Origin of the sequence: Pseudomonas sp. (assembly GCF_046581935.1) — a bacterium.
Taxonomy (GTDB): Bacteria; Pseudomonadota; Gammaproteobacteria; order Pseudomonadales; family Pseudomonadaceae; genus Aquipseudomonas.
The window spans coordinates 175,357-190,236 of record NZ_JAYGFK010000019.1 but is presented as its reverse complement, the minus strand read 5'-3'; the positions used below and the strand labels follow the sequence as shown (position 1 = coordinate 190,236).

Below are 14,880 nucleotides of genomic sequence, written 5' to 3'. Positions count from 1 at the left end.
GAGGGTTCTAGCCCTCAGGCAACACCCACCATGCCAAACTCTTCGCCGGCTCACATCCTGCAGGGCGCTGCTTTATTGCAGCGTTTCCAGGCACTCGATCGCTTCCTGATTGACCATCAGGCGCTGTGGCGGCCACGCCCCTTCACCCACTACCCAAGCCTGCCTTGGGAAGCCGAGCACCCACAGTTGGCGACCTGGCTCAGGGTGCAAAGCCTGGAACATGCCGAAGCGGCGCATAACCAGCCGCACCTACTGCACGCTCCAGCGCCTTTTCCACAGCTGGCCGCGCAAGCTCATCACTTGAGCCAGATCAGTGAACTAACGCGCTCGCCTGCAAACGCTTTACCCCCACGGTTTAGCGCGGACGTACCCGGCCGCAAATGGCAGCAGATTGATGCCTTCGCGCGCAGCCTGAACTTCACCCATGCACCGCAACACTGGCTGGATTGGTGCGCGGGCAAGGGCCACCTCGGCCGGCGGCTCGCGCATAACGGCGCGGACTTGAGCTGCCTGGAATACGATCCGCAATTGGTCAATAGCGGCCAGCAACTCAGCCATAAGCTCGGCATTCACGCCTCTCATATCGAACAGGATGTACTGGCTGACGACGCCATAGCGCAACTACAGGCCCGCCACACGCCTGTCGCGCTACATGCCTGCGGCGAGCTGCACATGCGCCTGCTGCAACTGGCCAGCCAAGCAGGCTGCCAGCAGTTGGCTGTTGCGCCCTGCTGCTACAACCGCATCAGCACAGCGAACTATCAGCCCCTATCGATAAGCGCTCAGGCCTCAACGCTGCGCCTATCGCTCGACGACCTCGGCCTGCCGCTGAGCGAAACGGTAACCGCTGGCGCACGGGTACGCCGCCAGCGCGATCAGTCCATGGCGCGTCGCCTGGCCTTCGATCTACTGCAACGCAAGCTGCGCGGTATTGATGAGTACCTGCCAACACCGTCGCTACCGGCGACCTGGTTGGACAAGGCCTTTGCCGATTACTGCCGCGACCTTGCCGCACTCAAGCAACTGCCCGTGCCGGGCGCAGAGGATTGGCAACAGTTAGAGCAACAGGGCTGGCAGCGCCTGAGCGAGGTGCGCAACCTAGAACTGCTGCGCGGCCTGTTCCGCCGCCCACTGGAACTTTGGCTGCTATTGGACCGCTGCCTGTTCCTGCAGGAGCAGGGTTACAGCGTGCGCCTCGGCACCTTCTGCGCTCCCCAGCAAAGCCCGCGCAACCTACTGCTGCTCGCCGAGCGCTAAAAAGTTGCCCACAACTTCTGTGGATAACTCTGTTGACAGATTCTGAGCAAACCACGCAAACGCCCGTCGCTGAACGCCCTCAATCACCTGCGCATTTTTTAACCTGAAAAATATATTCAGAAAAAACATGCACTTATAAAAATCAGCGAACCAGCGCACAAAGTCCGCGCACATCCACAGCAAACGCACTGCGTATGTGCATAAGCCTATTGCCGCTAATAACAATACCTGCAGAAAACTATGCTCACCCCCCTTTACTCCAGCAAATGAATCTATATAATGCGGCCCTCAAACGCCGGTATAGCTCAGCTGGTAGAGCAACTGACTTGTAATCAGTAGGTCCCGGGTTCGATTCCTGGTGCCGGCACCATACAAATCAAAGGGTTACGTGAAAGCGTAGCCCTTTTTTGTGCCTGAAATCTGGCTCGGGGTAGGATTGGGGTAGGGATTTGACACCCGATGACCTGCTGGTTAGAAAAAGCCAGCACGAACCAAAGTACCGTTCGTCGGGAAATACGCACAACTAAGACCACCATGCGATGCATTTTCTTTATGCGACAACATCGCAAGCCGACTTTTTAGCCATCTTGAAGAGCATTCATGGTGAAGACCTTTTTCGTCCGGATACCGTAAAGTAGGGTCTTGCACAGCCAATGAGAGCTGAATAGTGTGAATGGGCGGGTCAACAAACCAGACTCCAGGATCACTAGCACCATGAAGCAACTTGTTATGGTGGCTGTATGCGGGGCGCTTCGGCGCGCTGAGTTCCTAGAGTCTCGGTCTACCAACCTGCATACAGCCGCCACCCTCTCGTTTGGTAGCGAGTAATGGCGGCCTCTAAAACTCTAGAGGTCACCCTATGCACCAGAGCAACTCATCCCCGGGCTTTACACCGCTGCATGCCGCCGAGCACGACAGCCTGCTTGGCTATCGAAGCGATGCCCAAGCCGCCGAACTCTATGACGAAGCCACGCAACGACAGCACGCTGTCTTAGGCCTACTCTGCGCGCTCAGTGGCACATCCATTTTGAATGAGCTTTCAGACGAGCCATTAGGTGGATGCATACAAGCAATTCGACTTCTGTGCAGCGATGCAGCAGGACTGTACTCAGCGGCATGGGAGAGCATGCAGCGAGGCACCACCTAAAAAAGAGGGTAGGGAGCACTTCGAAGACACGCCCTCACTTGGAGCCCAGCACCAGAGCAATATTCGGAGCACACCACGGTGCGAACCTCGTGTCCATTTTCAAGAGGGGCGAAGGTGTTACTCACCTGCCCCTTTCGAAACCGAAAGTTCATTTTCAAATCGCTGCACAAAATCAACCAAGCCGATATTCAGCGCAAGGCAGATATCGCGTAGCTGAACAAGATCAAGCCGGCGCAACCCCCGCTCGATATCGCTCGCGAAAGACTGCGGACGCTCAAGCGCCTGAGCAAACTCCGACTGGGTCAACCCAGCCTCCACCCTGCACTGCTTCAGCAGCCTGAGCAGAACCAAGTTCTCATCTCGATACACCGACTTTTCCAACGGGGCAACCTCACAGCTTGACAGCATACGAGGGTATATCTAATCTACAGATACCTGATTTACGGATATTCAGATTATTTTGATTATCCCCTCACCAAGGAACACCTCAATGAACGCTACGACACAACTCTCCTCCCCAAGCCCGAAGCTTCAGCTCACGCTAAACAAGCAAACGCTACAAATCGATATGGAGCTGAACGCTCTACTCACCTCAATCGGCGCACCAACCGACTTGGCCCAGGTTGCCGGTACGGCATGGGAAAGCGAGCTCCTGATCGAAGAGGACGCTGAATCTAAATCCACGTTGTACTACCTGCCAGCCCGACTGATTCCAGCATTCATTGATCAGATTCTTGATCAACTGAGCGCTGCGAGCCGTGCGGAGGCCACCCAGCTCAGGGATGGCTTCCGTGCTGTAGAGGCAAACGCCAACAAACTCATTACGCTGACGCAGACCAGCAGCCCCGAGGTGCTCAGCGTCATGCAGCAGTTGATGAACAGTGCCCCGGCCAGCCATGCCCTGCACGAACTCATCGCTGCGCAATTTAAGCGCTCGACAGCCCTTGCCCCGAACCCAGCCACCCAAGGGGTTCAGTAATCCGATGCGCACATCCAAAATCAAAATCCAGGGGCTGACGATTCCTTATCTGATCGACAGCGACAATGAGCGCTACTGGCCAATGCGGTCGATATGCGAAGCGATGGGGCTGAACTGGCACTCTCAAGCGGCCAAGCTGCATCCGCCCCGATACAGCCCTCGCGAGCATGATGTATCCCTGCCAGGCCAACCGCTTATGAAACGGGCGCTGTGTCTACCACAGTCAGAGTTCGAGTTTTGGCTGAAGAGCTTGAGTTCACGCAAAGTGTCCCCAGCCGTTCGGCGGCACCTTGACCAGTTGCGTACTCACTTCTTTGGTGGAACACCGACTGTGGAGGAACAGCCCCAAGTGCCAAAAACAGCTGCTGCGCCAGTAGTCCTGAGCCGAATTCTGAACTGGCGAGCGCAACAGGCCGATCCAGCTAATCGGCCGGATTTGCTCAAGCAGATGGCCAACCAATTCCGGGGAGTTAACGGTTTTGGAATTGAGGAGACCCAAGACCACCAACTACGTGCAGCAGTCGCCTCTCTCAGCTCGATCATCTATCAGCATGATCGCTCGAAGACGCCGAGTCAGATGCCGATTTCGCTGCGTGTCGATGCGATCATCAAATCCATTGTTGAGGTTCGCAAACAGCATTTGCCTGATGCGGACTTCGCCGCCCTGCTCTGTGGCATCGACTTGGAGCAGCAGCATCGTCAGGCCTGCAGCATGCAGCAGACGCAGTGAGAGGTAGTGGGCAGCTAGCTGCCCCAGCTACTACCCGAAACATTACCAGTCATCCCCAGGGGATGCAGATTGATCAGCCATGAGTTCACTGAAAGAAGTCACAGAGCTACTGTACGCAGCGGGAGTGCCCATGCCTGGCAGCTCCATGTCAGACGAAGAGGCGCTCAGCTATGCCCGAAAGAACTTCCCCTACGGGAACTTTTGCCTAGTCCGTGATTGGCTGTGGCTCGATATAGAGACCACCGGCGCTCAACGCCACGCGCTGGAGAAAACACAACGGCAGCCGGCTTTGATCTATGCGCACCAAGTAGTTTTCGACAGCGAGCGACGATGGGATGTGGACGACTTCGTGAGGACTTCGCTACTGCATCAGTTCAGTAAGGGATTTCATTTCAAGACGCTCAACTCGGTGTACTTATTACTGGGGCCCGGCTCCCGCAAGCGTGCCAGTGCCAACACCATTGCATGCCTGATTTAAGCAATGAAGTAGCCGGATGCGGATTCATCTTCTGTCAGATTTGCACCTCGAATTTTAGCCTTTAGAGCCGCCCGCCATGGATGCTGATGTAGTAGTGGTCGCAGGCGGCCTTCATATCAAAGAGAGAGCAACCCGGATGAGGAACAGCGCTGCGCCAGTATCTTGAGGAAACCCTACTGTCTCGGAATAGGCTGGAAAACGGTCATGGCGATACCGAACTGTGAATAAGCCCTGCTTCCCTAGAGAGTTCAAAGCCTCATCGTGAGGCCAGCACAGTCGGAGCATATCAGTCCGAATCTGGACGGATGCAGCCTGTCGTAACGGCTTCTCATGTTTGCTCTCGCGAGCAAATGAGTGCAATTGCATATTGGCAACAGCTCCATCCGCACGAAAGCTGTTTGCCCCGAAGACATAGCCTAATATCGCAGTGGCAACCCTAGGTGTGTCGCAAGCTCGTGCGGCGATACAAATCTTGTGTCGCATGCGCTAGCCGCGATACACCCCGCTTGTCGCAGACTCGGTTTACGACACCCTGGGAGTGCCGCCGGGTACCGGTGCGATACACCTAGTCTGTCGCCAACAAGCGCTGCGATACGATAACCATGTCGCATGCAGCTGACTGCGATACACCCCGCATGTCGCAGCTGCGGTTTGCGACACACTTACTGTGCCGCATGCGGCATTAGCGGTGCCTGATCAGGCACCGAAAGCAGCCGGAAGTGGCACAATCACTGCCACCTCTGACGCAAAGAGTGCCCAAACTGGCACTGCTTTTATTGGTTATATTTCGATATAAAAACCATACGAATCAAGTATTTATATTAAAATTATGCAACCAAAAACCCGACCGATAGCAAGCATTTTTAAATGCATCGATTGTCCATGCATCTCCGCTTGCGGGCTTCGTGCTGCCGAGCTCGCTCCTTCAGCGCCACAGGCGCTGGCTGCTTTTTGATTTTGATGACAAAAGGCTTGCGTGCGCTTTTGCTCACGGCGCACGCTGAATACAGATGAGGCGTGTCGCGTGAGTGAGAGCGCGCACCTCTTACTCGCGGCGCGAGTAAGAGGGCGTTGGGGCAGTTCGGACGGAACGAGAAAAAACGAAGCGAAGGCGTAGTGCATTTCAGTGTAGGCCGAGCTGACACAACGCCTTTCGCGAAGCGGCTTAGCTTTGTCATCAAAACAACAAGAAGAGATGACGACGATGCAGCCAGATACCTTGAAGAAGTACCAAACCAGAGCCCGAAATTTCTACCTCAAACACTGCGGTTCAGATGCCCCAGATTCGGCGCAGATCTGCGCGGCTTTGCTTGCATGCGCCGGCGAATACCGCCCCAACTCATTCAGCACACTCAAAAACTCGCTGATGAATGATCAGTTCGCTCGAGGCAACAGCAACACAGCGACTGCAATCAGAAAGCTGATCAATCCGGTCACAGCACCTAATAGTAAGATGACCAGAAAACCCAAGCTGAAACAGATTCGTAAAGTCCCCTTCCAAGACTTCAAAGCTCTGTACAAGCATCTTCATGCCGGGGGTAATCTCGATGAAGCCGCTTCGCTTGTCCTGGCGAACTGCATAGGCGTGCGTCCTTGTGAGATGCGCATAATCTCTGTAACAGGGAATCAGGTGAAAATTATCGGGGGCAAAAAATCCGCCAAACTACACCGTGGTGCTGACCGAACCCTAGTGATAAACAAACCCAACATTCTGAAATTGATTGAATGGGCCGCACACAGGATGTCGAAGTGCCCGCGAACCAACACGGCTATTCGAGATCGACTTCGCCGGGAGTCACGAGCGCTATGGCCAAGGCGCAAGCAGGTTCCGACACTGAAGAGCTTTCGACATCAGATGGGCTCCATCCTTAAGGCTTCTGGCGAAAGCCCAGAAACCCAGGCGTACGTAATGGGACATCAGTGCATCAGGTCACTGAGCGTTTACGGGGATAGCCGACTGGGAGCAGGTATGAAGGCGTACGTTCGCCCCGCCGACAGTGCTGACCTGACGAGCATCCGCCAGCCACAGAAGTCCCCAAGATACGGACAAGGAAGCAGTCTGGGGATGATCGAGTTTCCTGCCGCAACTAGGGGACATTGGTATACCGAGATGAAAAACCGCCGCAACGAGAAAACCCAGCGCGTACCGTAGCGGCATTGTTGAGTTAGGTTCATCGGCGAAGATGCACCCTAGTCTGCCTTCGGCCAGTCCAACTATGTTTAGGAATGTGATGTGATCCGAGTCCCCGTCCAGCATTTCCTGTGATTGGAGGCTACTCATGAAAAAGTCCAGTTCTGAGCGTCATGGCCTGCCGGTGATTCATGAGCGCGCAGCCGGTATCGACATCGGCTCGCGCTTCCATATCGTGGTGGTACCCGCCGACATCACTGAGGAACCGGTGCAAACCTTCAAGGCGTTTACCGCTGACGTGGAACGCATGGCCAATTGGCTGGTTGATCTCGGGATCACTACCGTGGCGATGGAGTCGACCGGGGTGTATTGGATTCCGGTCTACGAGATTCTGGAAAGCCATGGCCTGCATGTCGTGCTGGCCAATGCACGGGATGCACGCGCAGTTCCTGGACGCAAAACCGACGTCAATGATGCGCAATGGAACCAGCGTCTACATGCCTGTGGCTTGCTGCGTGCCAGTTTCCATCCTGACCGGGAGATTGCCGCGTTACGCAGTTATCTACGCTTGCGGGAACGCCACCTCGATTACGCCGCTGCGCATATCCAGCACATGCAGAAGGCGCTCACTCACATGAATCTGCAGTTGCAGCATGTGGTCGCCGACATTACCGGGGCTACTGGCATGCGGATCATCCGTGCGATTGTCGCCGGCGAGCGAAACGCTGCGACACTGGCGACCATGCGCGATACCCGCTGCAAGTCGAGCGTAGAGACCATCCAGAGTGCTCTGATTGGCAACTACCAGCCGGAGCATGTGTTTGCCTTGGCACAGGCACTGGCTATGTACGATGCCTATCAGGCACAGCTCGAAATCTGTGATCAGCAGATTGCCCAGAGCCTGCTGCGGCTCTCCCAGCAAAAGTCCCTACCCAGCGAGCCACTCCCCAAACCACGTCACCGCACGCGACAGCCGAATGCGCTCAACTTCGACGTACGCACTTTGCTCTATCAACTGATTGGAGTCGACCTGACCCAGATCCATGGTATCGGCCCTTACTTGGCGCTGCGTCTTGTGGCGAAGTGCGGCACTGACCTGAGTCGCTGGCGTACTGCCCATCACTTCACCTCTTGGCTGACCCTGGCACCTGGCTGCCGGATCAGCGGCGGCAAGATGCTGTCAGCGCATACGCGCAAGACCAAGAACCGGGTTACCGCACACTTGCGCCTGGCCGCGGTGACCATCGGCAAAACAAATACGGCATTGGGCGCCTTCTACCGTCGCTTGTCTGCGCGCATCGGTAAGGCCAAGGCAGTGACAGCTACCGCTCGGAAGATCGCCATCCTGTTCTACAACGCGATGCGCTTCGGTATGACTTATCAGGATCCAGGTGCCGATCACTATGAACAGAAGTATCGGGAACGCGTAGTAAAAGGATTGCACCGTCGAGCAGCCGAGTTTGGATTCACGCGACAGGCTGCCGAAGGTGTTTCTTAGAAAGCGTCGGCCTTCTTTGCCCGGGAACTGAAGTGAGCCAGCGGCTGGTTCAGCAGTTGCAACAGGAGGCCATCCCCGCGCACCAGGTTTGCCAGGTGCTGGGCATCAGCTGTTCCGACTACTACGAAGCCAGGCAGCGTCAGGCGCGTAACAAGACCCTGTGTCCGACCAGCGTCCATCTCAAGGCCGTGTTCCACGCCAGCGGTGGTGCCTACGGCAGTCGACGGGTGCAAGTGGCGCTGGCTGCCCGGGGCCTGACGATCGGCCGTTACCGCGTACGTCGCTTGATGCGCCAGCATGGCCTGCGGCCGAGCTGGAAGCGCAAGTTCGTGCATACCACGGACAGCCGCCACAACCTGCCAGTGGCCGAGAACATTTTGGATCGTCAGTTCGAGCCGGCCGCGCCCAACCGGGCCTGGGTGTCGGACATCACCTACATCCGCACCGGCACGGGCTGGCTGTACCTGGCAGCAGTGCTCGACCTGTATTCGCGCAAGGTGATCGGCTGGGCCATGGCACCGACCATGCCGGCTGAACTGGTTTGCACCGCGTTGCAGATGGCCATCGAGCAACGCCAACCGCCCGCGGGGTTGAGATCGCGGCAACCAGCGCCGACTACCAGGCGTTGCTCCGTCGGTATGGCCTGCGCTGCAGCATGAGCCGCAAAGGTAATTGCTGGGACAACGCGGTGATGGAGCGCTTCTTCCTCAACCTGAAGATGGGGCGTTTCTGGCAGCGCGACTACGCCAACCCAGCCGAGGCCGTCCGCGACGTGACCGACTACATCGTGGGCGTCTACAACAGCCGCAGACTTCACTCCACTCTGGGCTACCAGCCACCCACCACCCACCGTCTATGAACGGGAATCGACTGGCAAAAAACTTATCTCGGTGTCCGGAAAAATTTGACCACTACAGACAGCTTGAGCCCTTCGGTGCGATGTGGCTACAGCCCGAAGAGCCGAAAGTAGCGCTGCACGCTGCTCTTGGAAGTGCCGGTTTCAGCGGCTACCCGTGCCCACGCTCAAGTGCGTCGAGCCATCTGCCGGTTGGTATGCAGCGTTGTGTTGATCAAGTGTGCCACGCGTTCGTTGTCGATCGTACGCGGTGCACAGGGGCGCACGCCGTCGTAGAGACCGGCAATGCGCCGTTCGATGAAGCGCGAACGCCATTTACCCACAGTGGCCTGGGTTATCCCCAGCCGTTCGGCAATTACCTTGTTCGACTCACCATCGGCACTGCTAAGGATGGTGCGCGCCCGAGTGTTCTGTGCCACTGGGAGAGAGTGGCTGCGGACGAACGACTGCAGTTGCGAGCGCTCGCCCTCACTCAATACCAATTCAGCCTTCGGTCTGCCTGTTCTCATCGCGGTATCTCCGCCCCCAAGACACTGCAATGACAGGCACAATTAAGGCCAAATATTCTTGGGACAGAACACTAGATCATGGGAACTGTGGCCAGCCCCTGAAGCCAGGCGGTAACGAACAGCCGTAGGGCGTGTAATGGCAACCAGGGGGAGAAATGGCTTTGGTATAGGCGTAATGCGCCGGCTCTGCCAACAGCAGAGCCGAGAACAGCGCGATGGCAGCCAACGTGAAAAAACCTGCAGCAATTATTTTTATTTTCATTGTTTTTCCTCAAGCGGCAAGAAAAAAATCTTTCATCCCAAACCCTTGCGATACAGCACTCGGGTTTTCGCTTCAGCCAATCCTTTTCCATCTTGGTTCTGATGAGTCCTAGTGGGGCTCACCATCAATGCTGCAAGGCTTTAGCAACGGGTCGTTTGAGGGCAGTGAGAACGACAGTGGGCCGTAGTCCATGAGTTCTACCCCGCTACCCGCGCCGTCCGAGTCGCCGATTCATTACTGGTGCGCTAAAAAGATGCGCAGGGTCGTCATTCGAATTCCTTTTCGGCCCGGGAGAAACACAGGCTCCGGCTCTGCAGCAATGGCCACAGTCGCTTAGGGCGCACTCACAGCCGTCGTCAGCGCCAATTCATCAAGATCGATAACTACACGGCTCACATAGAATTCGGCACCGCCATTAGCACGCGACTTGCTCTGTTGCAGCTGGCCGCGCACGAATTGGTAGTTGCGATAGATCGCGCCAAGGGTCGCCGAATGCTCTGTGTGCAAACGCAGCAGTTGGGAAAACCGGTTCTCGATGCCCTGATCGAGCTTCTGTAGCTGTTCAGGCGACATCAGGAACTGCTCCTTATCCACCATCGCGTAATGGCGTAGCTCATAGTCGAACAACAAACTGGCTAGGGCACGGCTCTGATCAGTGAACATCACAGCGGTCGAATCAGCCGGAAAACTGCTCTGTTCTTGTGCGTAAGCGACATCAGCGGCCCGCTGCAGCTGCAGGACACGGACTATCAGTTGCCGCACCAGATCGGGATAATCTTTCTTCTGCTCCGAAGTCTTGCCAGCGAGCTGATCAAGTAGCTGCTGTATGCCCTCGACCGGCTTGACCAGGTCGGCTGGCTGTCCAAGCTGCCACACATCTGCTTGCATCGCCCACAAATGGTTGTACATGGAGCTGAGCAGGCGCGGATCCGGCGTTCGTTCTTGCGGGTTGAAATAAAGCATGGCGCTCGCACAGAAGAGTTGTCCGCGACTGTGAAACTTACTCAATTGCAAAGCAGTGCGCTCATCGGCCCAAGCCTGGGAGATCGAGAAGATTAATAGCAGCACAGAGAGCATCAGTTTGGTTCGCATAAATCCACCTATAGTTTTTGTTATACAGGCCATGCTGCCAATCACGGATGACTCACCAAATCATGGCGACATAAATGGTGAAGAGCCTCCCGAGCCTAACGCCGCTCAAATGGTGAAACGCCCTACGATGGTCCGTAGGGCCTGCGCGGCCTCATCAAGATCCTGGGCGACGTCGGCAGTGCGCCCGCCCGCCACACAGTTTTCCTCACTCATATGGGCGATGGCCTCGACGCGGCGCGAGATGTCCTGAGCGGCACGGTCCTGCTCGGTGAGCGAGGCCGATACCTCGGCCACGGAGTTGGCGACCCGACTTGTGTTGTCGCAGATCTCATCAATGCGCCTGGCCGTCTCCTCGGACATGCCCCGAGCCCCTTGAGCGCGACCGACAACCGCACCCACCGTTCCGACTGCGCTGCGTGCGGAAGCCTGCATGGCCTCGACCATCTGGCCGATATCATGGGTCGAAGCTGAAGTACGCTCAGAGAGCCTCCTCACTTCATCGGCGACAACCGCGAAACCACGCCCTTGGTCGCCAGCGCGGGCGGCCTCGATGGCAGCATTAAGTGCCAACAAGTTGGTCTGTTCTGCGACCTCCTTGATGACCTTGAGGATTCCAGAGATGCTTTGGGACTCCCGGCCGAGTGCACCGACAGCTTCTCCTGCCAAGGCAATCTCATGGGCCACCTGCTCCATTTCACGCGCAGTCCGACCGACAATCTCAGCGCCGACGTTCGCAGCCGTGCGAGCTTCGCGCGAGCGCTCTTGAACGTCACGGCTGCTGCCAGTGATGTGGCCGATGCTCACCGTCATTTGCTCGATCGCCGTTGCCATGGCCGTGGCCGCCTCACTCTGAACACTGGCCGACTCGGCGACCTGGCGCGACACGGCTAATGCCCTTTCGGCAGCATCGCCGACCGTCTCGGTGCTGGCGGTAACCTCGCTCAGAGACTGCTGAATAAACGCCAGCAGATGATTGAAGGCCATCGCGGCTTGGGCGGCTTCGTCATTACCCTGAACAGCGGCCCGCAGGGTGAAGTCATTGCTTTCGGCCACTCTGGAAACGGTAGAGCGAATTTCGTGGAGCGAGGCGATCACGCCGCGGGCAATGAAGATTCCCAATACGGTCACTACGGCAACGGCAATAGCCAGGATGGTGAGGGTGATCGTACGCGCGCTGGCAATCGAGCGGTCTGCAGCTTCGCGCGATGCTTCGGCCGCGGCAATGTTTATCTCGCTCAATTTTGCCAACATAGGGCTCAGTTGATTCGCCACATAGCTCCAGTCCCGCGTGCTTGATGCAAACATCATGAAATCGCGCTCCAGCGATGCCCAGTCCTCAACGGTGGTTAGTGCCTCTGTCAAAGCCAATTGCTGGTCGTCGATGTGCCGATTGCTATTCCAGATCTGTTTGATGTTGTCCCACAGCGCCACTTCCTCGGACGTCTTCGGCAGCCGCTCGTAGACTTCAAACGCGCGCTCAGCCACCTGATTCGAGTCACGCGCCTGGGTCAACGCGTCGGTGAAGATAGCTTTCGCCTCCTCGATCATCGGACTCTTGTCATACATGTTTGCGTACTGCTCGGGCCTGAAGCCGACGCCGTCCTGCATGGCTCTCGCGGCCTCAAGACGCGACGCACGCAACTGAGTCAGCGCACTGACGGCTGGCAAACTGCGGTCACTAATAGCGTGCAAGGCGCCCCCAACCTGGCGAACACCCAACCAACCGCAGAGCCCGACGAGGACCAGCGCCCCGACAGCACAGAACACGAGCAGGTAAAGCTTGATGCGAACGGACAGGTGGCGCATGTGAAGTCCTCTGTTGGGCAACTCCGTGGCGGGTTGCAATCACGGGCTACAGGTGGAGCTTCCCGCCGTTACGACTGGTTTTGGCGATCCCATCTTATTAATGTGCACTAAACCTACCGCCCACCCGCTGCTCAGGTCTGTCGCTGCTAGGCGTTATCGTCACAAGACAGCACGACGTCCTGCTACCGATCCAGCTCTCAGCAACCTTTGAACGTCGGCTTGCGTTTCTCCAAGATTGCATTGACCCCTTCACGATGGTCGTCGGTCAGATGGCACAAGCCCTGGGCGGCGGCAGAGAACTCCATCAGTGCCGGGTAGGAACTGTCGCGCCCCTGGCGCAAGAGGCTCTTGGCCATCCGCAATGTCTGCGGTGGCTGCTCGGCGATGCGCTCCGCGATCGCAAAAGCCTCGTCGAGCAGACGCTCATGCGGTACCACCCTGCTGACCAGGCCCCACTCCGCAGCGGTTTCGGCATCGATCACCTCGCCCGTGTAGAGCATCTCCGCGGCCCGGCTATACCCCACCACACGCTGTAACAGCCATGCGCCGCCATCACCGGGGATGAGCCCCACCTTGAGAAAGGTCACCCCGAAACGCGCCCGTTCGGATGCGATACGCACATCCGCCAGACAAGCGATGTCGCATCCCAAGCCGATTGCCGGTCCATTCACGGCCGCCACGAGGGGCACCTCCAGCTCGTACAGGGCACGGCTCAGCACATGGATTTCTCGCCGGTACTTCTCTCGAATGGCGGTTCCGCCGCCGCCGAAGACACCCTCGCCGGCAAGCATGGCCTTCACGTCGCCACCCGCCGAGAACCCGCGCCCCTCTCCAGTGAGCACGGCGCAGCGAATGGCAGGATCGCTGGAAATCTGCTCGCACACACGACGAATGACCTCGCCATCGCCAACCGAACCGAGGGCGTTCATGAGTTCTGGACGATTGAGACTAAGCAGCGCGACGGCACCTTTGATTTCCAGTTTCAGCAGTGGCATAGTTGATTCCATTAATTGACTATATATCATTTTTCTGGATTATCACTCTCCATGCCGAACAAATCAACTGCTGACTCACAAGAAGCCGAGATAGATAAAACGCTCGTTATGGAGCCACCGCCGCCCACACTGGAGCAGCTTCTCTCACTCGATCAAATGACCCGAAATCAGTTCTCTTGCGCTCAACACCAGACCAATCGCAACAACACCCTGTATGGCGGACAGTTGATCGGGCAAGCCCTGGCTGCAACACAGGCCACCGTAGCGAACCTCCGCCCGCACACCATGCAGTTGTGCTTCCAGAGCCCAAGCAGCGCCTCGAAAGCGGTTCGCTATCGGGTGGAAGACACACTTGATAGCCGTTCTTTCTCGACCCGTTCCGTCGTGGCCCTGCAGGATGCGACTATCCTGCAGGGAATCGCCTCGTTCTGTGGCGAGGAACCGGGCTACGAGCACGCGCAAGCCTGGCACGCCGAGCCGCCCCAGCCAGAAACCTTGCCCACACTGGAGCAGCTCATGCGGGACTATGGCGCGCGTGTGGGCGAGCATGGCAGCGGGCGCCTGCGCTGTTACCCCCAGATCGACGTTCGTCCGATCGACGCCGAACAGCATCTACTACTCACGCCCGGACCTGCGTGCTGCCGATTCTGGATACGCGCACTGCTGCCTGCGGATGCCAACGACGCCCTTCGCTACGCGGCGCTGGCGTTCCTTTCGGATTATCTCCTGGTGAATGCCGCGCTGATTCCGCACGTAACCCAACTACCGGCGCGCCGCCTGTTCGTGGCCAGCCTCAATCACACCCTGCGGTTCCACCAGCCGTGCGACCCCAGCGACTGGCTGCTTTACGAAACGCACAGTCCCTGGGCTCACGGCGGGCGCGCACTCATTCAGGGCCGTTTCTATACTCGCAACGGGATGCTCATCGCCTCGACCGCCCAGGAGGCGTTGATCCGACAGATGGCTAAATAGGCCGCAAGCCGTGACTCTCAAGCGAAAGGAGAACAAACGAGACAACAGACGCTGAACATGATCATGCTTCCTGTAGCCGATCTCGACCGTACCCGGCAGTTCTATGAACAGGGTCTGGGCTGAGTAACCAGAGACGGCAAACAAAGCCGCACTTCGGTCAAATATCTC

At 57.3% G+C, this 14,880-nt stretch carries 10 protein-coding genes, 1 tRNA gene and 4 pseudogenes; 9 read left to right on the top strand and 6 right to left on the bottom strand.

Annotation, left to right across the window (positions count from 1 at the left end):
- The first annotated feature begins 30 nt into the window (after positions 1-30).
- Entirely contained in the window at positions 31-1,257 is a 1,227-nt protein-coding gene (locus VCA57_RS17720) for a methyltransferase (RefSeq protein WP_411186387.1), read from the top strand.
- 294 nt (positions 1,258-1,551) lie between these two features.
- Positions 1,552-1,627, top strand: a tRNA-Thr gene (locus VCA57_RS17715).
- Positions 1,628-2,521: 894 nt separating this feature from the next.
- Here VCA57_RS17715 and VCA57_RS17710 read toward each other — a convergent pair.
- Positions 2,522-2,785: a helix-turn-helix domain-containing protein gene (locus VCA57_RS17710; RefSeq protein ID WP_271196180.1), complete on the bottom strand. Its 264-nt coding sequence runs from the start codon at positions 2,783-2,785 to the stop codon at positions 2,522-2,524.
- Positions 2,786-2,894: 109 nt separating this feature from the next.
- Here VCA57_RS17710 and VCA57_RS17705 point away from each other — a divergent pair, with 109 nt between their 5' ends.
- From VCA57_RS17705 to VCA57_RS17680, 6 genes and pseudogenes are all read left to right on the top strand, one after another.
- Positions 2,895-3,383 (top strand): hypothetical protein, encoded by a 489-nt coding sequence (locus tag VCA57_RS17705; protein WP_411186386.1) that lies wholly within the window; start codon positions 2,895-2,897, stop codon positions 3,381-3,383.
- A gap of 4 nt (positions 3,384-3,387) precedes the next feature.
- Positions 3,388-4,113: a phage antirepressor N-terminal domain-containing protein gene (locus tag VCA57_RS17700; RefSeq protein WP_411186385.1), complete on the top strand. Its 726-nt coding sequence runs from the start codon at positions 3,388-3,390 to the stop codon at positions 4,111-4,113.
- Between the two features lie 79 nt (positions 4,114-4,192).
- Complete coding sequence (locus VCA57_RS17695) at positions 4,193-4,591, top strand: DUF6957 family protein (RefSeq protein WP_411186384.1); 399 nt, start codon at positions 4,193-4,195, stop codon at positions 4,589-4,591.
- 1,204 nt (positions 4,592-5,795) lie between these two features.
- Positions 5,796-6,743, top strand: coding sequence for a site-specific integrase (locus VCA57_RS17690; protein WP_411186383.1), 948 nt, complete (start codon positions 5,796-5,798; stop codon positions 6,741-6,743).
- A gap of 127 nt (positions 6,744-6,870) precedes the next feature.
- Complete coding sequence (locus VCA57_RS17685; RefSeq protein ID WP_411186382.1) at positions 6,871-8,220, top strand: IS110 family transposase; 1,350 nt, start codon at positions 6,871-6,873, stop codon at positions 8,218-8,220.
- A pseudogene (locus tag VCA57_RS17680) lies at positions 8,220-9,079 on the top strand (IS3 family transposase); the annotation flags it as partial. The gene VCA57_RS17685 and the pseudogene VCA57_RS17680, both read left to right, overlap by 1 nt.
- A gap of 26 nt (positions 9,080-9,105) precedes the next feature.
- On the opposite strand, the pseudogene VCA57_RS17675 reads toward VCA57_RS17680, so the two are convergent.
- From VCA57_RS17675 to VCA57_RS17655, 5 genes and pseudogenes are all read right to left on the bottom strand, one after another.
- Positions 9,106-9,585 (bottom strand): annotated as a pseudogene (locus VCA57_RS17675) (helix-turn-helix domain-containing protein); the annotation flags it as partial.
- 595 nt (positions 9,586-10,180) lie between these two features.
- Complete coding sequence (locus VCA57_RS17670; protein WP_411186381.1) at positions 10,181-10,939, bottom strand: hypothetical protein; 759 nt, start codon at positions 10,937-10,939, stop codon at positions 10,181-10,183.
- A 105-nt stretch (positions 10,940-11,044) separates the two neighbouring features.
- Positions 11,045-11,638 (bottom strand): annotated as a pseudogene (locus VCA57_RS17665) (methyl-accepting chemotaxis protein); the annotation flags it as partial.
- 276 nt (positions 11,639-11,914) lie between these two features.
- A pseudogene (locus VCA57_RS17660) lies at positions 11,915-12,745 on the bottom strand (Tar ligand binding domain-containing protein); the annotation flags it as partial.
- Between the two features lie 197 nt (positions 12,746-12,942).
- On the bottom strand, positions 12,943-13,740 hold the full coding sequence (locus VCA57_RS17655) for a crotonase/enoyl-CoA hydratase family protein (RefSeq protein ID WP_411186380.1): 798 nt from the start codon (positions 13,738-13,740) through the stop codon (positions 12,943-12,945).
- Between the two features lie 51 nt (positions 13,741-13,791).
- On the opposite strand from VCA57_RS17655, the gene VCA57_RS17650 reads away from it, so the two are divergent.
- Positions 13,792-14,712 carry an acyl-CoA thioesterase gene (locus VCA57_RS17650; RefSeq protein WP_411186379.1) on the top strand — a complete coding sequence of 307 codons (921 nt, stop codon included), beginning with the start codon at positions 13,792-13,794 and terminating at the stop codon, positions 14,710-14,712.
- Positions 14,713-14,880: the final 168 nt, after the last annotated feature.

Excerpts from the sequence above, each read along its gene's own strand:
- VCA57_RS17700 (WP_411186385.1), top strand. The coding sequence starts at position 3,388 with ATGCGCACATCCAAAATCAAAATCCAGGGGCTGACGATTCCTTATCTG.
- VCA57_RS17655 (WP_411186380.1), bottom strand. The coding sequence starts at position 13,740 with ATGCCACTGCTGAAACTGGAAATCAAAGGTGCCGTCGCGCTGCTTAGT.
- VCA57_RS17650 (WP_411186379.1), top strand. The coding sequence starts at position 13,792 with ATGCCGAACAAATCAACTGCTGACTCACAAGAAGCCGAGATAGATAAA.
- VCA57_RS17685 (WP_411186382.1), top strand. The coding sequence starts at position 6,871 with ATGAAAAAGTCCAGTTCTGAGCGTCATGGCCTGCCGGTGATTCATGAG.
- VCA57_RS17705 (WP_411186386.1), top strand. The coding sequence starts at position 2,895 with ATGAACGCTACGACACAACTCTCCTCCCCAAGCCCGAAGCTTCAGCTC.
- VCA57_RS17695 (WP_411186384.1), top strand. The coding sequence starts at position 4,193 with ATGAGTTCACTGAAAGAAGTCACAGAGCTACTGTACGCAGCGGGAGTG.
- VCA57_RS17690 (WP_411186383.1), top strand. The coding sequence starts at position 5,796 with ATGCAGCCAGATACCTTGAAGAAGTACCAAACCAGAGCCCGAAATTTC.
- VCA57_RS17670 (WP_411186381.1), bottom strand. The coding sequence starts at position 10,939 with ATGCGAACCAAACTGATGCTCTCTGTGCTGCTATTAATCTTCTCGATC.
- VCA57_RS17720 (WP_411186387.1), top strand. The coding sequence starts at position 31 with ATGCCAAACTCTTCGCCGGCTCACATCCTGCAGGGCGCTGCTTTATTG.